Below are 25918 nucleotides of genomic sequence, written 5' to 3'. Positions count from 1 at the left end.
GCGGCGACGCGTCGCCAGCCTGCCAGCCACAGACAATCAGCTAGACGAGTCGACCCAATTGAAGGTCACGGAGTTCATTCTTGCTCATGCGTGAGACCCCTGTATTCATCGATGGCCCGGTGGGCCAACTCGAAGCGTTGTACCTTGATCTGGACGAGCCCAAGGGCATCGCGCTGATATGCCATCCTAACCCGGTTCAGGGCGGCACCATGCTCAATAAAGTGATCTCGACCCTGCAGCGCACCGCGCGTGATGCTGGTCTGATTACGCTGCGCTTCAACTATCGCGGCGTCGGCGCCAGCGCTGGCAGCTCGGACATGGGCGAAGGCGAAGTCGACGATGCACAGGCTGCCGCAAAGTGGCTGCGGGATAAACATCCCGATCTGCCCATGACGTTGTTCGGCTTCTCCTTCGGCGGTTTCGTGGCGGCTACCTTGGGCGGGCGTCTTGAGGCTGAAGGCGAAACCCTGAAGCATGTGTTCATGGTCGCACCCGCCGTAATGCGGATTGCCAACGTAGAGGCGTTGCCGCAGAAGGGCGCGCTGACGCTGATTCAGCCGGAAACCGACGAAGTCGTTGACCCACAACTCGTGTACGCATGGTCTGACACGCTTCAGCGTCCCCATGAGCTGCTGAAAGTGGCAGAATGCGGGCACTTTTTTCACGGCAAGCTGACTGATCTCAAGGATCTGATTCTGCCGCGCCTTTCGAATTGATCGCAGCACCCAAATAAGCGACTAGCCATGACCACTCGTATCCTGACCGGTATCACCACCACCGGCACGCCGCACCTGGGCAACTACGCCGGCGCCATCCGCCCGGCCATCGTTGCCAGCCGCCAGAGCGACGCTGACTCTTTCTACTTTCTGGCCGACTACCACGCGCTGATCAAATGCGATGACCCGCTGCGCATTCAGCGCTCGCGTCTGGAAATCGCCGCGACCTGGCTCGCGGCAGGGCTGGACGTCGAGCGCGTCACGTTCTATCGCCAGTCCGACATTCCGGAAATTCCCGAGCTGACCTGGCTGCTCACCTGCGTTGCCGGCAAGGGCCTGCTCAATCGCGCCCACGCCTACAAAGCCTCGGTGGACAAGAACGTCGAAGCCGGTGAAGACCCGGACGCTGGCATCACCATGGGCCTGTTCAGCTACCCGGTGTTGATGGCCGCCGACATCCTGATGTTCAACGCCCATCAAGTGCCTGTCGGTCGCGATCAGATCCAGCACGTCGAAATGGCGCGCGATATCGGTCAGCGCTTCAATCACCTGTTCGGCAACGGCAAAGAATTCTTCGTGATGCCGGAAGCGCTGATCGAGGAAAGCGTCGCGACACTCCCTGGCCTGGACGGCCGCAAGATGTCGAAGAGCTACGACAACACCGTGCCGCTGTTCACCAGCGCCAAAGACATGAAGGAAGCAATATCCCGCATCGTCACGGACTCTCGTCTGCCGGGCGAGGCCAAGGATCCGGACAATTCGCATCTGTTCACGCTGTACCAGGCATTTGCTACCAAGGAACAGGGCGACGAGTTCCGCGCCGACCTGCTCCAGGGGTTGGGTTGGGGCGATGCCAAGCAACGCCTGTTCCAGTTGCTGGACGCGGAGCTGGGCGAGGCACGGGAGAATTACCATCGCCTGATCGAGCGGCCAACCGACCTGGAAGACATTCTGCAAGCGGGCGCCGAGAAGGCCCGTCGTGTGGCCACGCCGTTTCTGGGCGAGCTGCGTGAAGCGGTTGGCCTGCGTTCATTCCGTACCGCTGCGCAAACCGTCACGGCGACCAAGAAGAAGGCCAGCAAAGGCCCTCGCTTCATCAGTTTCCGCGAAGACGACGGCAGCTTCCGCTTCCGCCTGCTGGCGGCCGACGGCGAGCAACTGCTGCTGTCGCGCAGTTTCACAGACGGCAAGGCGGCCGGCGCCGTGACCAAACAGCTGCAGCAGGGCGGTGAGCTGGACATTCGGCCCGAAGGCGATGCCTTTACCCTGTGGCTGAGTGATGCCTGTGTCGCCGACAGCCCGGCGTTCGCCGATGCCGCCGCCCGCGACGCCGCGATCGAGAGCCTGAAACTGGCGCTCGCGCCACAACAGGATTAATTGCCATTCCAATGGGCCATCGCTACAGTGACGGCCCGTTTTTGCTCCCTTGCAAGCGACTATGACCCCTCTAGAACGATACCAAGCTGACCTGAAGCGTCCGGACTTTTTCCACGACGCCGCGCAAGAGAATGCGGTGCGCCATCTGCAGCGTCTGTACGACGATCTGGTCGCCGCCCATGACCGCAAGCCGGGATTGCTGGGCAAGCTGTTCGGCAAGAAAGAGGCCCCGATTGTGAAGGGGCTGTATTTCTGGGGCGGTGTGGGCCGGGGCAAGACCTACCTGGTCGACACATTCTTCGAAGCGCTGCCGTTTGAAGACAAGACGCGCACGCACTTCCACCGCTTCATGAAGCGTGTGCACGAGGAGATGAAAAACCTCAAGGGCGAGAAGAACCCGCTGACCCTGATTGCCAAGCAATTCTCTGAAGAAGCGCGGGTGATCTGTTTCGACGAATTCTTCGTATCGGACATTACCGACGCGATGATCCTCGGCACGCTGATGGAAGAGCTGTTCAAGAACGGTGTGACCCTGGTCGCGACGTCGAACATCGTTCCCGACGGCCTCTACAAGGACGGTCTGCAGCGTGCGCGTTTCCTGCCGGCGATTGCGCTGATCAAGCAGAACACCGAGATCGTCAACGTCGACAGCGGCGTCGACTATCGACTGCGCCATCTGGAGCAAGCCGAGCTGTTCCACTTCCCGCTGAACGAAGCGGCGGAGGAGAGCCTGCGCAAAAGCTTCCGCGCGCTGACTCCTGAATGCACCAAGGCCATCGAGAACGATGTGCTGATCATCGAGAATCGGCAGATAAAGGCGATCCGTACCTGCGACGACGTGGCGTGGTTCGACTTCCGTGAGCTGTGCGACGGGCCGCGTAGCCAGAACGACTACATCGAACTCGGCAAGATCTTCCATGCGGTGCTGCTCAGCGGCGTCGAGCAGATGAGCGTGACCACCGACGACATCGCGCGCCGGTTCATCAACATGGTCGACGAGTTCTATGACCGCAACGTCAAGTTGATCATCTCGGCGGAAGTCGAATTGAAAGACCTGTACACCGGCGGCCGCCTGAACTTCGAATTCCAGCGCACGCTCAGCCGGTTACTGGAAATGCAGTCCCACGAATTCCTGTCGCGGGCGCATAAGCCCTAGGTGGCAGCTGCAAGCTTCTAGCGGTAAGCCGCAAGTGGTCACACCGCCACTTGCCGCTTGAAGCTGCTTTCAGGCCGCCTGCTGAAACTGCTGCCGGTATTGGTTCGGTGACAGGTCGGTGTGTTGGCGGAACAGGCGCGCGAAGAAGCTGGCGTCGTCGTAGCCCACTTCATAGCTGATGGTCTTGATGCTCTTTCGTGAGCCTGACAGCAAGCCCTTTGCGGTTTCGATGCGCAGCCGTTGCAGATAATGCAGTGGCTTGTCGCCCGTTGCCGTCTGGAAGCGGCGCATGAAGTTGCGGATGCTCATGCCGTGCTCCCGGGCCACATCCTCGAAACGGAATTTGTCGGCGAAGTGCTCTTCAAGCCAGTGCTGAATCTGCAGGATGATCACGTCCTGGTGCAGCTTCTGCCCGCCAAAACCAATCCGTCCCGGTGCGTAGCTGCGCTGCACTTCATAGAGAATGTCGCGGGCGACGGTCTGCGCGACATGGGCGCCGCAGAAGCGCTCGATCAGGTAGATGTACAGATCACACGCTGAAATCGTGCCGCCTGCGCAATACAGGTTATCGGCGTCGGTGAGGTGCTTTTCCTGATTCAGCAGCACGTTCGGAAAGCGCTCGGCGAATTCGTTGAAGAACCGCCAGTAGGTGGTCGCTTCCTTGCCGTCGAGCAATCCAGCGTCTCCCAGCCAGAATACGCCGCTGGCTTCACCGCAGAGCACGGCGCCCCGTGCATGCTGCTCACGCAGCCACGGCAGGATTTGCGGATAGCGCTCGCGCAGGGTGTCGAAGTCTTCGACAAAGGCGGGAAGGATGATGATGTCGCTGTGTTCAAGCACGCCGTCTACAGGGATCACGACGTCGCTGAAACTGCGGACTTCCTTGCCGTCCGGGCTGACCAGTCGGGTTTCAAACGCCGGCTTGAAGCCCTGTCCCAACTGCTTGCCGTAGCGCAGGCTGGCGAGGTGAAAGAAGTCTTTGGCTTGCATGAGCGTGGAGGCAAAAATTCCATCGATCGCAAGAATGCTGACACGCCGCAACGGCGCGTTTGGTTGGATAGACATAGTCTTTTGTTCTTATATGGGAAAGTGGTCAAGCAACGGCGTGATCGTCTTATTTTTTGTCGGATGTGTCCAGTGTCGCCGTCAACCGGCTGCGCCTACGCTCTGCTGACGTTTTGTCCGACAATCCTTCGCATCAGGTGCAGCCATGCTTCCCAGAACACTCTTCAGCTCGGAGCACGAGCTTTTCCGAAATAGCGTGCGCAAGTTCTTCGAACAGCACGCTGCGCCCTTTCATGCCCAGTGGGAGAAGCAGGGCCACATCGACCGCACGCTGTGGAACCGGGCGGGGGAGCAGGGCATGTTGTGTTCGCATTTGCCGGAAGAGTACGGCGGCATGGGCGCGGACTTTCTCTACACCACGGTGGTGATCGAAGAAATTTCCCGCCTCGGCCTGACCGGCATCGGCTTCTCCCTGCATTCGGACATCGTCGCGCCGTACATCCTGCATTACGGAAGCGAGGCGCTGAAGCTCAACTATTTGCCCAAGCTGGTTTCGGGGGAGCTGGTCACTGCCATCGCGATGACCGAGCCTGGCGCGGGTTCCGACCTGCAAGGGGTCAAGACCACTGCGGTGCTGGATGGCGACGAGTACGTTATTAATGGTTCGAAGACGTTTATCACCAATGGCTTTCTCGCCGATCTGGTGATCGTGGTCGCGAAGACCGACCCCAAGGCAGGCGCGAAGGGCACCAGTCTGTTTGTCGTGGAAGCAGGCACGCCCGGTTTTGCGAAGGGCAAGCGACTGGAGAAGGTCGGCATGAAGGCGCAGGACACGTCGGAATTATTCTTCCAGGACGTGAGAGTGCCCAAGGAGAACCTGCTCGGTCAGGCGGGGATGGGTTTTGCGTATCTGATGCAGGAACTGCCCCAGGAGCGTCTGACGGTCGCCATCGGGGCCATTGCTTCCGCCGAAGCGGCCTTGCAGTGGACGCTCGATTACACGCGTGAGCGCAAGGCGTTTGGAAAGGCCATCATCGACTTCCAGAACACCCGCTTCAAACTGGCCGAAATCGCCACCGAAGTTCAGATTGGTCGTACGTTCATCGATCGGTGCCTGGAGTTGCATCTGGAAGGCAAGCTGGATGTGCCGACGGCAGCCATGGCGAAATACTGGTCAACCGACCTGCAGTGCAAGGTGCTGGATGAATGCGTGCAGCTGCATGGCGGCTACGGCTTCATGTGGGAGTACCCCATTGCCCGGGCGTGGGCCGATGCGCGGGTGCAGCGGATTTATGCCGGGACCAACGAAATCATGAAAGAGATCATCGCCCGGTCTCTGTAATCCTGTGCGGAACCGCAGAGGGGCCGTGTAAAGACCCTCTGCGGTTCCACAGTCAATCAGCGATCACGCAATCACCGATCAAGGCGCAGGATTCGGTTGATCCTTGTGAATCGCGTCAATGCCCGCCAGTACTTCATCCGACAGCACCAGTTCCGCGCTCGCCAGGTTGCTTTCCAGCTGCTCCAGCGTCGTTGCACCGATGATGTTGCTGGTGACGAAGCTGCGCCCGGTCACGAACGCCAGGGCCATTTGAGCCGGATCAAGACCGTGCTCGCGAGCCAGCGCAACATAACGCGCGCAGGCCGCTTCCGATTGCGGATTGAAATAGCGCGTGAAGCGGCTGTACAGGCTCAGACGGCCCTTGGCAGGACGGGCGCCGTCGGCGTATTTGCCAGACAACATCCCGAAGGCCATGGGCGAATAGGCCAGCAGGCCGCATTGCTCGCGAATCGCCACTTCCGCCAGACCCACCTCGAAGCTGCGGTTGAGCAGGTTGTAGGGGTTCTGAATCGACACCGGGCGCGTCAGACCATGGGCGTCGGACTCAGCAAGAAACTTCATGGTGCCCCACGGCGTTTCGTTGGACAGACCGACGTGGCGGATCTTGCCGGCCTTGACCTGCTCGTCCAGCGCTTCAAGCACTTCCAGCAGCGGGGTGAAGTGCTCCTCGCTGTGGTTGTAACCGAGCTTGCCGAAGAAGTTGGTGCTGCGCTCAGGCCAGTGCAATTGATACAGATCGAGGTAGTCGGTCTGCAAGCGTTTCAGGCTCGCATCCAGCGCTGCGACGATGTGATCGCGGTTGAATTTCAGCTGGCCGTCACGAATGTAATCAATGCCGTTGCCGGGACCGGCTATCTTGCTGGCGAGGATCCAGTCAGCGCGGTCGCCGCTCTGCTTGAACCAGTTGCCGATGATGGTCTCGGTGCTGGCGTAGGTTTCTTTCTTCGGCGGGACCGGATACATCTCCGCGGTGTCGATGAAATTGATGCCAGCGGCCTTGGCCCGTTCGATCTGCGTGAAGGCCTCGGACTGGCTGTTCTGCTCGCCCCAAGTCATGGTGCCGAGGCAGATTGCGCTGACATTGAGGTCGGTTCTGCCCAGTTGGCGGTAGTCCATTTGGCTCTCCTGTTTAAAAGAGCCATAAAAGCAGGTTGAAATTTTTTTCGCAATCTGCATAATTCCGCTCCTCTTTGTCGCTGGAGTGATGCCCCGCGCCAAAAGAAACCGCTGCGATCGAACGCGCTGACCCGAGCCCCCTATAGCGTTCGTGCCCGGCGGCCTTTGACTTGTCAAAGACCGTACTAATGAGTATGCTCCGCCGTCTATTTTTCAGGGCGGCCTTTGAGGCTATAAAGAATGAAAACTTTTACCGCTAAACCGGAAACAGTAAAGCGCGACTGGTTCGTCGTCGACGCTGCTGGTCAGACCCTGGGTCGTCTGGCCACTGAAATCGCGAGCCGTCTGCGTGGCAAGCACAAGCCGGAATACACTCCGCACGTTGACACTGGCGACTACATCGTCGTGATCAATGCCGAGCAGATCCGTGTGACCGGTGCCAAGACCACCGACAAGATCTACTACTCTCACTCCGGTTTCCCGGGCGGGATCAAGTCGATCAACTTTGAAAAGCTGATCGCCAAAGCTCCTGAGCGCGTGATCGAGACCGCGGTCAAAGGCATGCTGCCTAAGAACCCGCTGGGTCGCGACATGTATCGTAAGCTGAAAGTCTATGCGGGCGCTGCACACCCTCATACTGCTCAGCAGCCCCAAGAACTGAAGTTTTAACGGAATAGTTCATTATGTCGGCGACTCAAAATTACGGCACTGGCCGTCGCAAGACCGCAACCGCTCGCGTTTTCCTGCGTCCGGGCACCGGTAACATCTCCATCAACAACCGTTCCCTGGACTCGTTCTTCGGTCGCGAAACTGCCCGCATGGTAGTTCGTCAGCCGCTGGAACTGACTCAGACTGTCGAGAAATTCGACATCTACGTCACTGTCATCGGCGGTGGTGTGAGTGGTCAAGCTGGCGCAATCCGCCACGGTATCACCCGCGCTCTGATGCAGTACGACGAAACCCTGCGCGGTGCTCTGCGCAAAGCAGGCTTCGTCACTCGCGATGCTCGCGAAGTTGAACGTAAGAAAGTCGGTCTGCGTAAAGCGCGTAAGCGTCCGCAGTACTCGAAGCGTTAATTCGCTTCCGTTCAAAAAGAACGCTCAGTTTCTATACGAAGCTGGGCGTTTTTTTATGGCTGTCTTTTATTGATTCCGAGGGCCTGGTCAAGGAGATCTCGGATGCTGACGGGAGAGGGCGCCATGGGCAATGACGGCGTAAACACGGGCCGGCGTCGCTTCCTTGTGACGGCCACGTCTGTGGTGGGCGCAGCAGGGGCGGTCGGCGCCGCCGTGCCGTTCGTGGGCTCATGGTTCCCGAGCGCCAAGGCCAGGGCTGCGGGAGCGCCTGTCAAAGTCAACATCAGCAAGATCGAGCCCGGCCAGCAGATGATCGCCGAATGGCGCGGGCAGCCGGTGTTCGTTGTCCGTCGTACGCCCGAGATCCTTTCCCGTCTGGGCCAGCTTACCGGCAAGCTCTCCGACCCCGAGTCAAAGGCCTCCACCCAGCCTGGCTACGTCGATCCGGTGGTGCGTTCCATCCGGCCGGAAATCCTGCTGTTGGTCGGCATCTGTACCCATCTCGGCTGCTCACCGACGTTTCGCCCCGAAGTCGCCCCCGCTGACTTGGGCAAGGACTGGGTCGGCGGATATTTCTGTCCCTGCCACGGCTCCCGTTACGATTTGGCCGGACGCGTGTACAAGGCGCAGCCTGCACCGCTGAATCTGCCAGTGCCGCCGCATTCCTACGAGTCGGACTCAATCATCGTCATTGGCGTGGATCAGGAGGAAGCGTGATGAGCAGGCTCATGGACTGGATCAATGCGCGCTTGCCGGTGACCTCAATGTGGGAAAGCCACCTCAGCAAGTACTACGTGCCCAGAAACCTGAATTTTTTCTATATATTCGGCGCGCTGGCATTGCTGGTGCTGGTCAACCAGATCCTCACGGGCATCTGGCTGACGATGAATTACACGCCCACGGCAGAGGGCGCCTTTGCCTCGGTCGAGTCCATCATGCGCGACGTCGAATACGGCTCGATCCTGCGGTTGTTGCATTCGACCGGCGCGTCAGCGTTCTTCATCGTCATCTACCTGCACATGTTTCGCGGCCTGCTGTACGGCTCTTATCAGAAGCCGCGGGAGTTGGTCTGGATCTTCGGCATGCTGATTTATCTGGCGCTGATGGCCGAGGCGTTCACAGGCTACCTCCTGCCGTGGGGGCAGATGTCGTACTGGGGGGCGCAGGTGATCATTTCCCTGTTCGGCGCCATTCCGTTGATCGGCAACGACCTCGCACAGTGGATCCGCGGTGATTACCTGGTCTCCGGGATCACCCTCAACCGCTTCTTCGCGCTGCACGTCGTGGCGCTGCCAATCGTGATCCTCGGGCTTGTGGTGCTGCATATTCTGGCGCTGCATGAAGTGGGCTCGAATAACCCCGACGGCGTCGACATCAACAAGTACAAGGACGAGAACGGCAACCCGCTGGACGGCATTCCCTTCCACCCGTACTACACGGTCAAGGATCTGCTCGGCGTCGTGGTGTTTCTGTTCATCTTCTGCTCGGTGGTGTTTTTCTTCCCGGAGATGGGGGGCTACTTTCTCGAGCAGCCCAACTTCGAGCCAGCGAACCCACTCAAGACCCCGGAGCACATTGCGCCGGTCTGGTATTTCACGCCGTTCTACGCGATCTTGCGCGCCATCCCGGACAAGCTTCTCGGCGTCATGGCCATGGGCGCGGCCATCGCGGTGCTGTTCGTGCTGCCGTGGCTTGACCGCAGCCCGGTCAAATCGATGCGCTACAAGGGCTGGCCGAGCCGCGCGGGGCTAACGGTGTTTTGCGTGTGCTTCGTGACGCTCGGGGTGCTGGGCGTTCTTCCGCCGAGCCCCGGGCGCGCATTGCTGTCACAAGTCTGCACCTTCACGTATTTCGCCAACTTCATCCTGATGCCGTTCTACACGCGCATGGAGCGGACGAAGCCGGTACCGGACAGGGTGACCGGCTGATGAAAACCCTGCTCGTTGTCTTGCTCATGGCGCTGTTGCCGGCGCTGTCGTTCGCGGATGAGCATGGCGCGGGCCTTGAGAGCGTTGATATCGATGTGTCCGACAAGTCCGCCCTGCAGGATGGCGCGCGGACGTTCGTTGATTACTGCATGGGTTGCCACAGCGCCAAATTCCAGCGCTATGAACGCGTCGCGGACGATTTGGGCATTTCCCACGAGCGCATGCTGGAAAAGCTGGCACCTGCCGGAGCGAAGATCGGCGATCACATGACCATCGGCATGCAGCCGGCGGATGCGAAAACCTGGTTTGGCGCAGCACCGCCCGATCTGACCCTTGTCGCCCGCGTTCGCGGAACTGACTGGCTCTATGGCTATCTGCGTTCGTTCTACGAGGACCCGACGCGGCCCTGGGGCGTGAATAACACCGTTTTCCCCGGCGTGGCCATGCCCAACGTGCTGGAAGGGCTTCAGGGGCGTCAGAGGCTCGCCTGCAAGGAGGTTCAGCGCGTCGAGGATGGGGGAAAACACACCGACACGCCCCTGAATCACGAAGCCTGCGATCAGCTGATCATCGTGCCCAACACTGGCACGTTGACCGAAGCGCAGTTCGACGAGAAGGTGAAGAACCTCGTCACCTTCCTCGCTTACTCGGCCAATCCGGACAAGCTTCAGCACCGGCGCATCGGCACCTACGTGCTGCTTTACCTCGCCGTGTTGTTCATCCTGGCCTGGCTGCTCAAGCGGGAATTCTGGAAAGACATCCGTTGAGCAGGCGTCTGATTCGCGTGTCTCGGCCACCTGCTGCTGCGCTGTTTCAGGTAATGGAGGCAGAGCGGGTATAGTGGCGGGCTGAAGATTGCAGAATCTACCTTGAGTAAATGAGCTATCTTGTCGCCCGCGTTGAACACCCGAACATCGTGGACGTCGCCGAAAGCGCCCTCGCGGCGCATCCGTATTTCTGCTTTTTGAATATCTACAAGCGAGGAGGACCGCCATGGGCGTGACCAATCGGTTGGCCTGTTACTCCGACCCCGCCGACCACTATTCCCATCGCGTGCGCATTGTGCTCGCCGAGAAAGGTGTCAGCGCCGAGATCATTGAAGTTGTCGAGGGCCGTCATCCGCCCAAATTGATCGAGGTGAATCCGTACGGCAGCGTGCCGACCCTGGTTGATCGTGACCTGGCGTTGTACGAGTCGACGGTGGTAATGGAATACCTGGACGAGCGTTATCCCCATCCGCCGCTACTCCCGGTCTATCCGGTGGCGCGTGCCAACAGCCGCTTGCTGATCCACAGGATTCAGCGCGACTGGTGCGGTCTGGTGGATCTGATTCTGGACCCGCGCAGCAAAGAAGCCGCACGTGTTCAGGCGCGCAAGGAGCTGCGCGAAAGTCTGACCGGCGTATCGCCGTTGTTCGCGGATAAGCCTTTTTTCCTGAGCGACGAGCAAAGTCTGGTCGACTGCTGTCTATTGCCCATACTCTGGCGCCTGCCGATTCTGGGTATCGAATTGCCGCGGCCCGCCAAGCCGCTGCTTGACTACATGGAGCGCCAATTTGCGCGTGAGGCATTTCAGGCAAGTCTGTCTGGTGTCGAACGCGACATGCGCTAAGGCCTTAGGAGCCGTTTGATGAACTCCAGTCGCCCTTATCTGATCCGCGCGCTGTATGAGTGGATCGTCGATAACGATTGCACACCGCACGTACTCGTCAATGCCGATTACCCAGCGGTGCAAGTCCCGCAAGGCTTCGCCAATGACGGGCAGATCGTTCTGAACATCTCGCCAAGCGCCGTGCGCCATTTGCACATGGACAACGACGCGGTGAGTTTCGAAGGCCGCTTCGGCGGCGTTCCCCACAGCCTGTACGTGCCGATTGCCGCGATCATGGGCATTTATGCCCGCGAGAACGGGCAGGGCATGGTCTTCGACCTGGAGCCTGCTGTGGATGAAGACGAAGATCTGGACGTCGAAGACGACATGCCGCCACCGAACGACGAGCCACCACGCCCTACGGGCCGGCCGAGTCTGAAAGTGGTCAAGTAAGTCGCTTCTGCAGCAACGAAAAAGGCGATCCCGAGGGATCGCCTTTTTTGTGTGTGCCGATTGGCGGTTGCCCATCCAAGCCTGGTTCAGGTTCGCTGAATCGTGTATGTCACTTTGCGCTTTCCGTAGATTTCAATTTTGATGACCTCGTTGCTGACGCTGGCAGCTTCAGCAACTTTGATGAGCTTAGTCATGCTGTTGATCGCGCTCGTCTTCGACCGATATTTAAACCGTTCAATTTCGGCCACCGAGCACGCCCGATATGCAGTTCGGATCACGCCGCTTTTCTCTAGCAGATCAATTTTCTCTGGCGAAATCCATGAAATCAGCTCGACAATTTTGTCGATTTTTTCATGTAAATGAGCCACTGCTTGCTGCTCGTCCGTAACGCCGAAGCGCTTCCAGGCCGGCTCATGGTGGAACACTCGGTTACGAAAGTTGCGAACAAGCGAAACGCGGTTTTTGCACACCTGAAGCATGCTCGCACTCGTAGGCCATGTGCCTCTAAACACTTGTCCCAGATTCTTCGGCCAAATGAGATTGTTGCCCATGAATTCATTATCAAGGACGAATTCCCACGTGGAAAAATCGGCTTGTGAAACGATCTCTTGGTGATCGGGAGCGCCACCGCTGCCCGGTCGTTTCCCTTTTTCCCTTCTGGCGATCTTGAAGGCTGACTGGAAATTATTGGTCAAATATTCAACAGGCTGCGGAGTTTTTACGACTCCTGCGGTATAGCTTCTGTAGCGAAGTTTGCCTTTTTTCCACCAGAATTTACCGATGTCAGCCGTGAGCGCAGAGTCAATCGCATTCCTCAGCGTGACTTCAGCTGCACTGAGTAGGGGGTAGAGGGAAGCGCAGACATGGGAATTCCATAGGTAAGCGCCAACCAGCTCTACGTCATTGCTAACGGAGAAAACTTTGGCGTAGCTGGAGATTCGGTGAGAGCTGATGATTTGATCAATCAGCACGGGTCTGTACTGGACGGTGTGCGGCATGCTCGGCTTCCTTTCAGCGAGGCGCCTGTAAGAATGTGGGTTGACATAGATGTCACCCACCCATAGCATCACTCCCTAGGTTGGCAATGAGCTCCAATGGGCGAAAGCTTAAGACTTTTTGCAAAGACCACGAAACACCCACCCCGGCCTCGAGTCGGGGTTTTTGTTTCTGGAGATTTGCCAGCTCGCGTCTGCGCCGGTTCTATTTGCTTGCCATCCGGGTGAGTAGCGAACGCGTCTGGAGGCTGAGGCGGCTCCGACAGTCTGCCAGGGCTACCATCGATGTAGCCCCACTTCTCGTTAAATGCTGCTGGCACTCGGACCAAAAGCGCTGCAATAAAAAGCCCCCACGTGGAGGGCTTAAAAACCTTCGGCAAATCTGCCACACCGTCAGTCAATGTACTCAAACAGCTTCACGATCTTCTGCACGCCGCCGACGCCTTGCACCAGGTTGGTGGCGCGGGTGGCTTCGGCCTGGGTCAGCAGGCCCAGCAGGTAAACGATGCCGTTTTCAGTCACGACCTTGATGCGCGAGCCCGGGATGGCGCTGTCGGTGAGCATCTCGGTTTTGATCTTGCTCGTCAGCCAGGCGTCATTGCTGCGCGCCAGCATCGAGGACGGGCCGGTGACCTGCAGCTCGTTGTTGACCTTCTTGACCTTCTGCACCTGGCTGGCGGTTTGCTCCGCCAGTTGCTTGAGGTCGGCGCGCGGGGTCTGGCCGGCCAGCAGGACGATGCCGTTGAAGCTGGTCACGACGATGTGCGACGCGTTGTCCAGATCAGGGCTGGCCTTGGCGATGTTGACCGCGACCTTGGTCTCGATCAGCGAGTCGTCGATCTTGCTGCCGAAGGTGCGTGTACCGCGATCGTCATCGATCGGCGCTTCACGGCTAGCGTTGATCACCGAGCTGCATCCGCTGATGCCCAGGCAGAGCGTCAGGGCCAGCAGGCTAAGACGTTTGGATATCATTCTTCACTCCCGAACAGTTGGCTGTCGATCAAGTCGCAAAGGCAGTGGATCGCCAGCAGGTGGACTTCCTGAATACGTGCGGTGACTTTCGCCGGGACGCGGATTTCAACGTCCTCCGGCAACAGCAACGACGCAACGTCGCCGCCATCGCGACCAGTCAAGGCTACGACAATCATTTCACGATCATGTGCGGCCTGGATGGCCTGAATAATGTTCGCCGAATTGCCGCTGGTGGAAATCGCCAGCAGCACATCGCCCGGCTGACCCAGCGCACGAATCTGTTTGGAAAAGATTTCGTTGTAGCTGTAGTCGTTGGCGATGGAGGTGATGGTGGAGGTGTCAGTGGTCAGCGCTATGGCGGGCAGGCTCGGTCGCTCGCGTTCGAAACGGTTGAGCAGCTCCGAGGAAAAGTGCTGGGCATCGCCAGCCGAACCGCCATTACCGCAGGCGAGCATCTTGCCCTCGTTGAGCAGGGCGTTGACCATCACTTGGCTGGCTTGCTCGATGTGGGGTGCAACAACATCCATCGCCTGTTGCTTGGTGTCGATGCTGGCCTGAAAAAGCTGGCGAATTCGGGATTGCATGTCCATCTATGAAAACCTTAATAGGGGCGGCTGGTCGGGGCGGCGTCCGATAAGTCATCGGCGTCCCGGCACAAAACTGTGCAGCCCGCAAAGCAAAGAGCAAAAGAGCCAGTGTGGTTCGTTGGGTTGGTGCAGTAGGACCGGCTTTAGCCGGGAAGGCGGCCGATCTTACGCTGCAATCCCACGGAATCATCGCGTTTTCAGCAATCGAAAGCGTTGGTCAGCCAGTTAAGCGCGGGTGATGTGCCGGGAGCGCCATTGATCGCGACGACGTCGAAGCGGCACGGCGAATCGGCCCAGCGCACCTCGCTTTGCAGAAAGGACTGAGCTGCCAGCGTGAGCTTTTCCTGCTTGCGAAAATCGACGCTTTCCAGCGCACCACCCCAGCCGGCGTGGCGACGATACCGAACTTCGACGAATACTACTGTATCGCCGTCGAGCATGACCAGATCAAGCTCGCCGCGTTTGCATGACCAGTTGCGGGTAATCAGCCGCAACCCATGCTGTTGCAGGTGACGCAGGGCGTAGGCTTCGGCCTCGCGCCCTGCGGTTTGACGGGTCGTGCCTGAGGTCAAGGCGCGGTGTCCGGCAGGCGCTGGACCTTACCGTCTACGAACTCTGCCCATGGCAGTTGACGCTCGATGCGTTGGCCCTGGCCGATCGCCAGGCTGCCGGACAGGCCGTCGATGCGGCTCTCAGGCAGCGTTTTCAACTGGGTCAGTCGTGGCGCCAGACGATACGCGTCGATGCCCATGGCGTAGAGGCGGCCAAGGCTGCCGGAGGCTTGTGGCCATTGCGACGTCACTTGCTGGCGCAGTGGGTCGTTGGCGTTCAGCAGCCACGGGGTTTCGCAGAAGCGCACGCCGTTCAGGTCGTTGTACATCGCCGGGTCGCCGCTGTTGGTGAACAGGTGCGAAGTGGCATAGACCGGAACATCGCCAGCGTACTGGAAGACCATGGTCGGCTTGATCTGCTGAGCCTGTTGAGGCGTTGCAGCGAGGAACATGAAGTCCACATCCTGGCGACGGGAAGGCTGAGCAGCCATCTGCGTGCCAGTAGCGCCTTGCACGCGCTGGGCGCGACCTTCGCTGTTGCGCAACTGGAACAGATCGGCAACCTGTTGAGCGAGTGCGACCGGCTGGTCGATGCGCTCAGCACCCAGCAAGGTGCCGCCTTTGGCCTGCCAGCTTTGACGGAAGGCCTCCAGCACGCGATCACCCCATTCGCCCTTCGGCACCATGGCAACCGCACTGCGCTTGCCATCGGCCCAGGCACGGCGGGCCACTTCGCGGGCTTCGTCTTCCGCTGCCAGACCGAACTGGAACAGCTCGGCAGGGCCCTGGGTTCCGGAATCGCTGTAGTTCAGCGCCAGCGTGGTGATCGGCAGTTGAGGGCGAGCGCTCAGCTGTTTAACCAGTGGCTTCTCCAGCGGACCCACTACCAATTGCACGCCTGCAGCCTTGGCTTGCGCATAAAAGGCGTCCATCGAGGTCACGCGGGAACTGTCGAATACTTCGATTGCAGGTGGCTTCTCGCCGGCCTGTTGCGCTTGATAGTTCGCGGCCATGAAGCCGTCACGCAGGGCGCGTGATACCGAGGCGAGAGGACCGTCTTGCGGCAGCAGCAGCGCAATCTTGGTCAGCGGCTGGCTCTTCAGGTCACGCAGCTGCGCGAGGGCAGTCGGCAGCTGGCGCGCAGCCGGGTGTTGCGGGTTCTGCGCCTTCCAGTTGTCGATGGCCGCCTGTTGCTGTTCCAGCGTGCCGGCGCCTTTGACCGCGCGGGCCAGGCTCAGCCAGCCGCCCATGTCATCGTTGGCCGAGCTTTGCAGCTGCTCGGGTGGCAGCGCAGCAACCAGCGTCCAGATGGCGTCGTTATTGGCGTTCAGGGCGTCGCCTTGCAGCAACGGGCCCATGAACACGCGCTCGCTCGCAGCAGCGAGGGTCTGACCATCGGCTTCAAACGCTCGGGCGCGAACGGTGTGGGTGCGGGTCTGCAGGTCAACCGGCATCTCGCCCAGATGCTGCATGCTCGGGTGGTTGAGCGCCGTCAGCGCGGCTTTCGGCTGGCTGCGACCCAATGCCAGTTCGGCAGACAGGGTGTTGGCGTAGATTTGCTTGTCGGTCTTGAGCTGATCCATCTGGACCTGCTCGAGAATGCTCGCGGCGCGGCTCGGGTTGTTCTGACGCGCTGCAAGGTCGGCTGCCGTCAGTTTCAGCAACGCTGCCTGATCAGGCGATTTTGCCGCAGCGGCCTGTTCGAGCAGTTGTTCGATGCTGGCATCGGGGGAGCGAGGCAATTCGCCAAGGCTGGAGGAGGGCGAACCGGCACAGGCAGCCAGAAGGGCAGCGAGGCAGAGGGCAGAGAACAGCCGCAGGCAAGCGATCATGTGTATGTTCCTGATACTCGAGCAAATTAGCGTGGAAGTGTACCCAAGCACTGGCCGGGGCGCGACGTTGAAGGCGTTAAAGCGGCGATATTGATCGTCTCCGGGCGCGTCAGTTGACGTGAGTCGGACTGTCGCGGAGTCGCTGCCATGTTGCGGGTGTTCGAGCTGCTTTTCTGGACTCACGGGGTGCGACGTCCTGTTTTGTCGGCCGCAGCCTGTACAATGCAGGCTTTTACACAACATGAGGTGTGCGCTTTGACTGCTCCGGGTGCTTCGAATTCCACTACAGGCGCGCTTTATGTGGTGGCCACGCCGATCGGCAACCTGGATGACATCAGCGCCCGCGCCTTGAAGGTGCTGCGCGATGTTTCGCTGATTGCCGCAGAGGATACCCGCCACTCGTTACGGCTGATGCAGCACTTCGGCATTCCGACGCCATTGGCGGCCTGTCATGAGCACAACGAGCGCGAGGAGGGGAGCCGCTTCATCACGCGCCTGCTGGCCGGCGATAACGTCGCGCTGATTTCCGATGCCGGCACGCCGCTCATTTCTGACCCCGGTTATCATCTGGTGCGTCAGGCCCGGGCAGCGGGTATTCAAGTGATCCCGGTCCCGGGCGCCTGCGCCTTGATCGCGGCGCTCTCTGCGGCGGGGTTGCCCTCGGACCGCTTCATCTTCGAAGGCTTCTTGCCGGCCAAGTCGGTGGGCCGAAAGGCGCGGCTCGAACTCGTCAAGGAAGAACCGCGCACGCTTATCTTCTATGAAGCGCCCCATCGCATTCTCGAATGTCTTCAGGACATGGAAGCAGTCTTCGGTCCGGACCGTCCCGCCGTGCTGGGCCGCGAATTGACCAAAACGTTCGAAACCCTCAAGGGGCTGCCGCTGTCCGAGCTTCGTGCCTTTGTTGAGGGCGACAGTAATCAGCAGCGTGGCGAGTGCGTGGTGCTTGTGGCGGGCTGGAGTGAGCCCGAAGGCGAAGATGTGATTGGCGCCGAAGCGCGGCGGGTGCTGGATCTGCTGCTGGAGGAAATGCCCCTCAAGCGTGCCGCCACACTGGCAGCAGAGATCACCGGCGTGCGTAAGAACCTGCTCTATCAGGTGGCGCTGAATAAACAGAAAGGCGTGTGACGGGATGTCGCGGGCAGCTCTGCAAATGGCGCGAGAGCCGATTAAAGCTTGTTCTTGAGCCGCCCTCCCATTAACCTTGGCGGCGGAGAGTCGATTGGACAGTCGCTGCCTTTCATTGTTCTGCAATGAAGGGGGGAGGAAAGTCCGGGCTCCATAGGGCGGAGTGCCAGGTAACGCCTGGGGGGCGTGAGCCTACGGAAAGTGCCACAGAAAATAACCGCCTAAGCACTTCGGTGCCGGTAAGGGTGAAAAGGTGCGGTAAGAGCGCACCGCACGTCTGGCAACAGTTCGTGGCTAGGTAAACCCCACTCGGAGCAAGACCAAATAGGGTTCCAAGGCGTGGCCCGCGCTGGAACCGGGTAGGTTGCTAAAGATGTCCAGTGATGGCCATCGTAGAGGAATGACTGTCCTCGACAGAACCCGGCTTACAGATCGACTCTCCACCTCCTTTTCTTCCCCTCGTTTGTACGATTTATCCCCTTCCGTAATACCAAAAAAATCTTAAACCTCACAAATCACTTTAACTTCAGACCTCATCTGTTTGTTCATCCTCGGAAATATCCGTAGGGCCGGTCTGAAATCCGCTACATCTCCTGCGTAAGTGCTCCTAAATATCCGTCCTGTAAGGGTTTTCCTCGTGAAGTCGCCTTGACGGTGTGGTGGGCGCATTCCTATAGTGTGCGCGAGTGGCGGAAAGTGGCGTGAAGTGGGTTTTTTAGGCTCAAAAAGATAATATCTGGAGATCGCGCCTGTGTTCCGTGGTGCAAACGCAATCAATCTCGACGCAAAGGGCCGTCTCGCTATGCCGAGCCGGTACCGTGACGAGTTGGATTCGCGTAGCGCAGGACAACTGATCGTCACCATCGATACCGTCGACCCGTGCTTGTGCATCTATCCGCTTCCCGAATGGGAGCTGATTGAGGCCAAGCTGCGCGAGCTCGCCACATTCCGTGAAGAAAACCGTCGCCTGCAGCGGCTGTTGATCGGTAATGCGGTTGATCTGGAGTTGGACGGCAGCGGGCGTTTCCTGGTGCCGCCACGTTTGCGTGAATACGCCAAGCTCGATAAGCGAGTGATGCTGGTAGGCCAGCTCAACAAGTTTCAACTGTGGGATGAGGACGCCTGGAACGCACTTGCTGATGCGGACCTTGCGGCCATTCAAAAACCGGGTGCGATGCCCGATGAACTGCGTGATTTGATCCTGTGACTACGAATAGCGGCTTTACCCACATCACCGTACTGCTCGAAGAAGCCGTCGAGGCTCTCGCGGTGCGCGCCGATGGCTGCTATCTGGATGGCACATTCGGTCGTGGCGGACATAGCCGCCTTATATTGCAGAACCTGGGGCCGGAGGGTCGGCTTCTCGGATTCGATAAAGATCCCCAAGCGATTGCCACCGGGCAAACGCTGGCGGCCGAAGACGGCCGCTTTGTCATTGTGCAGCGCAGCTTTGCTGAACTGGGCGCCGAAGCTCAAGAACGCGGGTTGACGGGCAAGGTCAGCGGCATTCTGCTGGATCTCGGTGTGTCGTCGCCACAACTGGACGACCCCGAGCGCGGCTTCAGCTTCATGAACGATGGCCCCCTCGACATGCGCATGGACCCGTCCCGCGGCATCAGCGCAGCCGAGTTCGTCAACACTGCGCCCGCCGAAGAAATTGCCCGCGTATTCAAGGAATACGGCGAAGAGCGTTTCTCCCGCCGCATGGCCGGTGCTGTCGTGGCCCGCCGCGAGACTCAGCCGTTCGAGCGCACCGGCGATCTCGCCGAAGTGCTGAAAGTCGCCAACCCGGCGTGGGAAAAGGGCAAGAACCCGGCGACCCGCGCGTTCCAGGGCCTGCGCATTCACGTCAACAACGAACTGGGTGATCTGGAAGCCGGCCTTGACGCTGCGCTGGACGCCCTTGAAGTGGGCGGCCGCCTGGTGGTCATCAGCTTCCACTCGCTGGAAGATCGCATCGTCAAATTGTTCATGCGCAAGCTGGTCAAGGGCGAAGCCGACAACCTGCCGCGCAACCTGCCGATCCGTCATCAGGCCTTCGAGCCGCGTATCAAACTGATCGGCAAGGCGCAGTTCGCGTCCGATGATGAAACCCGCGCCAATCCGCGTTCGCGCAGCGCCGTCATGCGCGTCGCGGAGAAACTCCGATGAACCGCGGTTTCTTCAAGCCCCTGCCGGGCGGCAGCTTCTTCATGCTGATGCTGTTTATCGCCGTGCTGGTGTCAGCGATCGGTGTGGCGTACAGCGCGCACTGGAACCGTCAGCTGCTCAACTCCCTTTACGGTGAACTCAGCGTGCGCGACAAGGCGCAGGCCGAGTGGGGTCGCCTGATTCTTGAGCAGAGCACCTGGACTGCCCACAGCCGTATCGAGGCCCTGGCCACTGATCAGCTGAAAATGCGCATCCCGAACGCCGCCGACATCCGGATGGTGTCGCCATGATGAAACTCGAAGGTGCGCTCTACCCGTGGCGGTTTCGCGTCGTGGTCGGCCTGCTGTCGGTCATGGTCATCGCGATCTGCTACCGCATCGTCGACCTGCAAGTCATCGATCACCGTTTCCTCATTGAACAGGGCGATGCACGCAGCCTGCGCACCGTTTCGATTCCCGCCCACCGTGGTCTGATCACCGACCGCAACGGTGAGCCGCTGGCCGTCAGTACGCCGGTCACCACCATCTGGGCAAACCCGTCCGAAATGCAGGCCGACAAGACCAAATGGTTCCAGCTTGCGCAAGCATTGGGGCAGGATCCCAAGGCGTTGACGGATCGCCTCAATGAACAGGCAAGCAAAGAATTCATCTATCTGGTCCGTGGCCTGACCCCGGAGCAGGGTCAGTCGGTGCTTGATCTGAAAGTCCCGGGCGTTTACGGCAAGGAAGAATTCCGCCGTTTCTACCCTGCGGGCGATGTCACCGCGCACATGGTCGGCTTTACCGACCTCGACGATCACGGCCGTGAAGGCGTAGAGCTGGCCTACGAAGACTGGCTCGCCGGCGTCCCCGGCAAGCGGCAGGTCATCAAGGACCGGCGCGGCAGGATGATCAAAGACCTGCAAGTGAAGAAAAACGCCAAGGCCGGCAAGACCTTGGCTTTGTCTATTGATCTGCGCCTGCAATACCTGGCGACCCGCGAGCTGCGCAACGCCATTCAGGAAAACGACGCCAAGGCCGGCAGCCTGGTGATCATGGACGTGAAAACCGGCGAAGTACTGGCGATGGTCAATCAGCCGACGTACAACCCGAACAACCGTCGCACCATGGTGCCGGCGGCGATGCGTAACCGCGCGATCATCGATGTGTTCGAGCCGGGTTCGACCATGAAGCCGATCTCCATGACCGCCGCACTGGAAAGCGGCCGCTGGAAGCCGAGCGACAAGGTCGAGGTGTACCCGGGCACGTTGCAGATCGGCAAATACACCATCCGTGACGTGACCAAAACCGAAGGCCCGATCCTCGACCTGACCGGCATTCTGATCAATTCCAGTAACGTCGGCATGAGTAAAGTCGCGTTCGACGTGGGTGGCGAAGCGATTTTCCACGCCATGCAGCGTGTGGGCCTGGGCCAATACACCGGCCTCGGCTTCCCGGGCGAGCGCGTCGGCAACCTGCCGAACTACCGTGAGTGGCGCAAGGCTGAAACCGCAACGCTGTCGTACGGCTACGGCCTGTCGGTGACGGCGCTGCAGTTGGTCCACGCATACGCGGCGCTGGCCAACAACGGCAAGATCGTGCCGCTGACCATTCTCAAAACTGATAATCCAGCCGAGTCGGTTCAGGCCATTCCCGAAGCAACGGCCAAGACGGTGCAGGGCATGTTGCAGCAAGTGATCGAAGACCCGCGTGGCGTTTACCGTGCGCGCGTTCCGTCGTATCACGTGGCAGGCAAGTCCGGTACCGCGCGTAAGACATCCGTGGGCACCAAGGGCTACGCGGAAAACTCCTACCGTTCGCTGTTCGCCGGTTTCGGCCCGATGAGCAACCCGCGTTACGCGGTCGTTGTGGTCATTGATGAACCAAGCAAAGGCGGTTACTTCGGTGGTCTGGTTTCCGCGCCTGTATTCAGCAAGGTGATGTCGGGCACGCTTCGCTTGATGAACGTGCGCCCGGACAACCTCGCGCCGATTCCGCCTGAGCAACAAGCCAACGCTGTGCCCGCCGCCCCAGTCAAGGGAGGACGTGGCTGATGTCTTTGAATTTGAGCAAGCTGTTTGCGCAGTGCAACCGCGATCTGCTGATTCGCGAACTGACCCTGGACAGCCGCAAAGTGCGTCCGGGCGATCTGTTTCTGGCAATTCCGGGCCTCAAGGTTGACGGCCGTGAGCACATCACCGACGCCATCGCCCACGGCGCGGCGGCCATTGCTTACGAGGTCGGAGGCGCCAAGGTGCTGCCGATCACCGATATCCCGATGATTCCGGTCAAGGGTCTGGCAGCGCAGTTGTCCGACATTGCCGGGCGCTTTTATGGCGACCCGAGCCGCAACCTGAACCTGATCGGTGTGACTGGCACCAACGGCAAAACCAGCGTGACTCAATTGGTCGCACAGGCGTTGGACAAGCTCGGCCAGCACTGCGGCATCATCGGCACACTGGGCACTGGCTTCTATAGCGAGCTGAAAAGCGGCATCCACACCACGCCGGATCCGATCTCCGTGCAATCGACCCTTTACGATCTGAAAAGGGCCGGGGCCAAAGCGGTTGCCATGGAAGTTTCGTCCCACGGGCTGGATCAGGGCCGGGTTACTGCGTTGGCTTTCGACGTGGCAGTGATGACCAACCTGTCCCGTGACCATCTCGATTACCACGGCACCATGGAGGCTTACGCGGCTGCCAAGGCCAAGCTGTTCGCCTGGAATGACCTGCGCTGCCGTGTGGTCAATCTTGACGACGGGTTTGGTCGCCAGCTCGCCGCTGCGCCGCACCCTTCGCGCCTGATTACCTACAGCCTGGAAGACAGCAGCGCTTACCTGTTTTGCCGTGATGCGCAGTTCGATGACGACGGCGTGCGCGCGACTCTGGTTACGCCCCAGGGCAGCCATGCGTTGCGCAGTAGCCTGCTGGGCCGTTTCAACCTGAGCAACGTGCTGGCTGCGGTCGGCGCGTTGATGGGGCTTGATTACCCGCTGGATGACATTCTCAAAGTCCTGCCAACGCTGGAAGGCCCTGCGGGCCGGATGCAGCGGCTGGGCGGTGGCTCGCGTCCGCTGGTGGTGGTCGATTACGCCCACACCCCTGACGCGTTGGAAAAAGTGCTTGCCGCCTTGCGCCCACACGCAAAAGGCCAACTGACCTGCCTGTTCGGCTGCGGCGGCGATCGCGATCGCGGCAAGCGTCCGCTGATGGCGGAAGTGGTCGAGCGTCTGGCCGACAAAGTGCTGGTCACCGACGACAACCCGCGCAGCGAAGACCCGGCCCGTATTTTCGATGACATCCGTGCTGGCTTCGTCTCGGCAAACGCAGTCGATTTCGTTGCCGGGCGCGGTCAGGCGATCGCGCAGATCATCGCCCAGGCGTCCGCTGCCGATGTGATCGTGCTGGCCGGCAAGGGCCATGAGGATTACCAGGAAATCGACGGCCAGCGTCAGCCGTTCTCCGATCTGGAAGAAGCCACCAAAGCGCTCGACGCCTGGGAGGCTGCACATGCTTAAGCCGCTCTCGTTCAGTGAACTGCTGGTGCCGCTCGACGCACGTCGTGTCGGCCATGACTGCAGTTTTTCCGGTGTCAGCATCGACAGCCGCGCAATCACGCCCGGCCAATTGTTCGTGGCGCTGACCGGCCCGCGCTTCGACGGTCACGACTATCTCGATCAAGTCGCTGCCAAAGGCGCAGTCGGCGCGTTGGTTGAACGCGAGGTCCCGGGCAGTTCGCTGCCGCAGTTGATCGTCACCGACACCCGCAAAGCCCTCGCGCAACTCGGCGCGATGAACCGTAATGCCTTCATAGACAAGCCGGTCGCTGCGATCACCGGTTCCAGCGGCAAGACCACCGTGAAGGAAATGCTGGCGAGCATCCTGCGCACCCGCGGTCCTGTGCTGGCGACCCGCGGCAACCTGAACAACGAATTGGGCGTACCGTTGACGCTGCTGGAGCTCGCGCCGGAATTCGACGCCGCCGTCATCGAACTGGGTGCGTCCCGGGTGGGCGAAATCGCTTTCACGGTAAGCCTGACCAAGCCCCATGTCTGTGTCCTGACCAACGCCGGGACTGCCCATGTCGGTGAGTTCGGCGGTCCGGAAAAGATCGTCGAAGCCAAGGGCGAGATCATCGAAGGCCTGGACGCTCGCGGTATTGCGGTATTGAACCTCGACGACAAGGCATTCGACATCTGGGTGGCCCGTGCCGGCTCACGCAACGTGTTGAGTTTCGCGCTCAACAACAGCCGTGCTGACTTTTACGCCAGCGACCTGGGCATTGATGCGCGCGGTTGCCCGGCATTCACGTTGAACACCCCGAACGGCTCCGCGCCGGTGCAGTTGAATCTGCTGGGCACGCACAACGTTGCCAATGCGTTGGCCGCGGCGGCTGCTGCCCATGCGCTGGGCGTTTCGCTCGCGGGCATCGTCACCGGGCTTGACGACGTACAGCCGGTCAAGGGCCGCACCGTCGCGCAACTGGCGCCGAACGGCATGCGCGTCATTGATGACACCTACAACGCCAACCCCACTTCCGTGGCTGCCGCGACCGACATCCTCACCGGTTTTCCGGGCCGCAGGGTTCTGGTGCTGGGCGACATCGGCGAGCTGGGCGCCTGGGCGGAGCAGGGCCATCGCGATGTCGGCGAATACGCGGTCGGCAAAGTCGACGCGCTGTATGCCGTCGGTCCGCTGATGGCCCATGCGGTCAAGGCTTTCGGGCAGGATGCCCGCCATTTTGAAACTCAGGCCGAGCTGATCGAAGCGCTTGGCGCCGAGCACGATAAAAACACCACCATTTTGATTAAAGGTTCACGCAGCGCTGCGATGGAAAACGTCGTAGCGGCCTTATGCGGAACACGCCTGGAGAAACATTAATGCTGCTGCTGCTGGCCGAGTATCTGCAACAGTTCTACAAAGGCTTCGCGGTCTTTCAGTACCTGACCCTGCGCGGGATTCTGGGCGTGCTCACTGCACTGTCACTTTCCCTGTGCCTGGGCCCGTGGATGATCCGCGCCCTGCAGAGCAAGCAGATCGGTCAATCCGTGCGTAACGACGGACCCCAATCGCACCTGTCCAAATCCGGCACGCCGACTATGGGTGGCGCGCTGATTCTGTCTGCAATCGGCATCGCCACGTTGTTGTGGGCTGATCTGAGCAACCGTTATGTGTGGGTCGTGCTGATCGTCACGCTGCTGTTCGGCGCCATCGGCTGGGTCGACGACTACCGCAAGGTGATCGAGAAGAACTCGCGCGGGCTGCCGAGCCGCTGGAAATACTTCTGGCAATCGGTGTTCGGCCTGGGCGCGGCGATCTTCCTTTATATGACTGCGCAATCGCCCGTGGAAACCACGCTGCTGATCCCGATGCTCAAAGACTTCAGCATCCCGCTGGGCATTGGCTTCGTCGTGCTGACCTACTTCGTGATCGTGGGCTCCAGCAACGCCGTGAACCTCACGGATGGCCTGGACGGTCTGGCGATCATGCCGACCGTGATGGTCGGCGGCGCACTGGGGATCTTCTGCTACCTGTCGGGTAACGTGAAGTTCGCGGAATACCTGCTGATCCCTTACGTGCCGGGTGCGGGCGAATTGATTGTGTTCTGTGGCGCGCTGATCGGTGCGGGGCTGGGTTTCCTCTGGTTCAACACCTACCCGGCTCAAGTGTTCATGGGTGATGTCGGGGCGCTGGCCCTGGGCGCGGCATTGGGCACCATCGCGGTCATCGTCCGTCAGGAAATCGTCCTTTTCATCATGGGCGGCGTCTTCGTAATGGAAACCCTGTCAGTCGTCATTCAGGTCGCATCCTTTAAATTGACCGGCCGCCGCGTTTTCCGCATGGCGCCCATCCATCACCACTTCGAACTCAAGGGCTGGCCCGAGCCGCGCGTGATCGTCCGTTTCTGGATCATCACCGTGATTCTGGTGTTGGTCGGCCTTGCCACGTTGAAACTGAGGTAGAAC

At 60.0% G+C, this 25918-nt stretch carries 26 protein-coding genes and 1 other RNA gene; 20 read left to right on the top strand and 7 right to left on the bottom strand.

The annotated features are described in order from the left end of the window. The first annotated feature begins 86 nt into the window (after positions 1-86). From QMX88_RS10750 to zapE, 3 genes are all read left to right on the top strand, one after another. Entirely contained in the window at positions 87-716 is a 630-nt protein-coding gene (locus tag QMX88_RS10750; RefSeq protein ID WP_192171774.1) for an alpha/beta hydrolase, read from the top strand. A 27-nt stretch (positions 717-743) separates the two neighbouring features. Next, the gene (locus QMX88_RS10745; RefSeq protein ID WP_282368984.1) at positions 744-2093 is read left to right on the top strand and encodes a tryptophan--tRNA ligase; all 1350 of its coding nucleotides are present in this window, start codon (positions 744-746) and stop codon (positions 2091-2093) included. A gap of 61 nt (positions 2094-2154) precedes the next feature. Further along, positions 2155-3249, top strand: a complete 1095-nt coding sequence (gene zapE / locus QMX88_RS10740; RefSeq protein ID WP_065992112.1) for a cell division protein ZapE — start codon at positions 2155-2157, stop codon at positions 3247-3249. 69 nt (positions 3250-3318) lie between these two features. Here zapE and QMX88_RS10735 read toward each other — a convergent pair whose 3' ends face one another. Continuing rightward, a complete protein-coding gene (locus tag QMX88_RS10735; protein WP_172612965.1) occupies positions 3319-4239 on the bottom strand; it encodes a GlxA family transcriptional regulator in 921 nt (306 codons plus the stop codon). 220 nt (positions 4240-4459) lie between these two features. On the opposite strand from QMX88_RS10735, the gene QMX88_RS10730 reads away from it, so the two are divergent. Further along, on the top strand, positions 4460-5596 hold the full coding sequence (locus tag QMX88_RS10730) for an acyl-CoA dehydrogenase family protein (RefSeq protein WP_282368981.1): 1137 nt from the start codon (positions 4460-4462) through the stop codon (positions 5594-5596). Between the two features lie 78 nt (positions 5597-5674). Here the strand turns inward: QMX88_RS10730 and QMX88_RS10725 are convergent, their stop codons facing one another. Beyond that, on the bottom strand, positions 5675-6712 hold the full coding sequence (locus QMX88_RS10725; protein ID WP_282368980.1) for an NADP(H)-dependent aldo-keto reductase: 1038 nt from the start codon (positions 6710-6712) through the stop codon (positions 5675-5677). A gap of 240 nt (positions 6713-6952) precedes the next feature. Between QMX88_RS10725 and rplM the strand changes: the two genes are divergently transcribed. The 7 genes from rplM to QMX88_RS10690 all read left to right on the top strand — a co-directional run bounded on the left by rplM (position 6953) and on the right by QMX88_RS10690 (position 11759). Next, a complete protein-coding gene (gene rplM, locus QMX88_RS10720; RefSeq protein WP_019693576.1) occupies positions 6953-7381 on the top strand; it encodes a 50S ribosomal protein L13 in 429 nt (142 codons plus the stop codon). Between the two features lie 14 nt (positions 7382-7395). Further along, positions 7396-7788, top strand: coding sequence for a 30S ribosomal protein S9 (gene rpsI, locus QMX88_RS10715; protein WP_065992123.1), 393 nt, complete (start codon positions 7396-7398; stop codon positions 7786-7788). A 123-nt stretch (positions 7789-7911) separates the two neighbouring features. Beyond that, the gene (petA, locus tag QMX88_RS10710; protein WP_192171891.1) at positions 7912-8505 is read left to right on the top strand and encodes a ubiquinol-cytochrome c reductase iron-sulfur subunit; all 594 of its coding nucleotides are present in this window, start codon (positions 7912-7914) and stop codon (positions 8503-8505) included. After that, positions 8505-9716: a cytochrome b gene (locus QMX88_RS10705; protein WP_282368976.1), complete on the top strand. Its 1212-nt coding sequence runs from the start codon at positions 8505-8507 to the stop codon at positions 9714-9716. The genes petA and QMX88_RS10705 overlap by 1 nt, the downstream gene beginning before the upstream one ends. After that, the gene (locus tag QMX88_RS10700) at positions 9716-10483 is read left to right on the top strand and encodes a cytochrome c1 (protein WP_282368974.1); all 768 of its coding nucleotides are present in this window, start codon (positions 9716-9718) and stop codon (positions 10481-10483) included. Before QMX88_RS10705 ends, QMX88_RS10700 begins: the two co-directional genes overlap by 1 nt. 226 nt (positions 10484-10709) lie before the next feature. Next, entirely contained in the window at positions 10710-11327 is a 618-nt protein-coding gene (locus QMX88_RS10695; RefSeq protein WP_037014722.1) for a glutathione S-transferase N-terminal domain-containing protein, read from the top strand. 18 nt (positions 11328-11345) lie between these two features. Continuing rightward, positions 11346-11759, top strand: a complete 414-nt coding sequence (locus tag QMX88_RS10690; RefSeq protein ID WP_192171768.1) for a ClpXP protease specificity-enhancing factor — start codon at positions 11346-11348, stop codon at positions 11757-11759. Between the two features lie 86 nt (positions 11760-11845). Here QMX88_RS10690 and QMX88_RS10685 read toward each other — a convergent pair whose 3' ends face one another. From QMX88_RS10685 to QMX88_RS10665, 5 genes are all read right to left on the bottom strand, one after another. Continuing rightward, a complete protein-coding gene (locus tag QMX88_RS10685; RefSeq protein WP_282368969.1) occupies positions 11846-12757 on the bottom strand; it encodes a CAAX protease in 912 nt (303 codons plus the stop codon). 390 nt (positions 12758-13147) lie between these two features. Then, entirely contained in the window at positions 13148-13726 is a 579-nt protein-coding gene (locus QMX88_RS10680) for a BON domain-containing protein (protein ID WP_192171767.1), read from the bottom strand. Next, positions 13723-14316 carry a phosphoheptose isomerase gene (locus QMX88_RS10675; protein ID WP_065992135.1) on the bottom strand — a complete coding sequence of 198 codons (594 nt, stop codon included), beginning with the start codon at positions 14314-14316 and terminating at the stop codon, positions 13723-13725. The genes QMX88_RS10680 and QMX88_RS10675 overlap by 4 nt, the downstream gene beginning before the upstream one ends. A 194-nt stretch (positions 14317-14510) precedes the next feature. Next, positions 14511-14885: a YraN family protein gene (locus QMX88_RS10670; RefSeq protein WP_282368964.1), complete on the bottom strand. Its 375-nt coding sequence runs from the start codon at positions 14883-14885 to the stop codon at positions 14511-14513. Next, entirely contained in the window at positions 14882-16696 is a 1815-nt protein-coding gene (locus QMX88_RS10665; protein ID WP_282368962.1) for a penicillin-binding protein activator, read from the bottom strand. Before QMX88_RS10665 ends, QMX88_RS10670 begins: the two co-directional genes overlap by 4 nt. Positions 16697-16918: 222 nt before the next feature. Here QMX88_RS10665 and rsmI point away from each other — a divergent pair, with 222 nt between their 5' ends. From rsmI to mraY, 9 genes are all read left to right on the top strand, one after another. Next, positions 16919-17824, top strand: coding sequence for a 16S rRNA (cytidine(1402)-2'-O)-methyltransferase (gene rsmI / locus QMX88_RS10660; RefSeq protein ID WP_442969445.1), 906 nt, complete (start codon positions 16919-16921; stop codon positions 17822-17824). Between the two features lie 86 nt (positions 17825-17910). Then, an RNA gene (gene rnpB, locus QMX88_RS10655) (RNase P RNA component class A) lies at positions 17911-18268 on the top strand. Positions 18269-18575: 307 nt separating this feature from the next. After that, positions 18576-19031: a division/cell wall cluster transcriptional repressor MraZ gene (gene mraZ / locus QMX88_RS10650; RefSeq protein WP_037017349.1), complete on the top strand. Its 456-nt coding sequence runs from the start codon at positions 18576-18578 to the stop codon at positions 19029-19031. Next, positions 19028-19975, top strand: coding sequence for a 16S rRNA (cytosine(1402)-N(4))-methyltransferase RsmH (gene rsmH, locus QMX88_RS10645; RefSeq protein WP_282368957.1), 948 nt, complete (start codon positions 19028-19030; stop codon positions 19973-19975). The genes mraZ and rsmH overlap by 4 nt, the downstream gene beginning before the upstream one ends. Next, entirely contained in the window at positions 19972-20265 is a 294-nt protein-coding gene (gene ftsL, locus QMX88_RS10640) for a cell division protein FtsL (protein ID WP_192171762.1), read from the top strand. Before rsmH ends, ftsL begins: the two co-directional genes overlap by 4 nt. Then, complete coding sequence (locus QMX88_RS10635) at positions 20265-22007, top strand: peptidoglycan D,D-transpeptidase FtsI family protein (RefSeq protein ID WP_442969444.1); 1743 nt, start codon at positions 20265-20267, stop codon at positions 22005-22007. Before ftsL ends, QMX88_RS10635 begins: the two co-directional genes overlap by 1 nt. Next, complete coding sequence (locus QMX88_RS10630) at positions 22007-23470, top strand: UDP-N-acetylmuramoyl-L-alanyl-D-glutamate--2,6-diaminopimelate ligase (protein ID WP_282368952.1); 1464 nt, start codon at positions 22007-22009, stop codon at positions 23468-23470. The genes QMX88_RS10635 and QMX88_RS10630 overlap by 1 nt, the downstream gene beginning before the upstream one ends. Further along, on the top strand, positions 23463-24833 hold the full coding sequence (locus tag QMX88_RS10625; RefSeq protein ID WP_282368950.1) for a UDP-N-acetylmuramoyl-tripeptide--D-alanyl-D-alanine ligase: 1371 nt from the start codon (positions 23463-23465) through the stop codon (positions 24831-24833). Before QMX88_RS10630 ends, QMX88_RS10625 begins: the two co-directional genes overlap by 8 nt. Next, entirely contained in the window at positions 24833-25915 is a 1083-nt protein-coding gene (gene mraY, locus QMX88_RS10620; protein ID WP_037014691.1) for a phospho-N-acetylmuramoyl-pentapeptide-transferase, read from the top strand. The genes QMX88_RS10625 and mraY overlap by 1 nt, the downstream gene beginning before the upstream one ends. The last annotated feature ends 3 nt before the right edge of the window (positions 25916-25918 follow it).

The sequence above is a fragment of the Pseudomonas sp. PS02290 genome, assembly GCF_029960075.1.
In the GTDB taxonomy this organism is placed as follows: domain Bacteria; phylum Pseudomonadota; class Gammaproteobacteria; order Pseudomonadales; family Pseudomonadaceae; genus Aquipseudomonas.
Note: the sequence above shows the minus strand (reverse complement) of the source record. Positions and strands in the feature narration are given on the sequence as shown.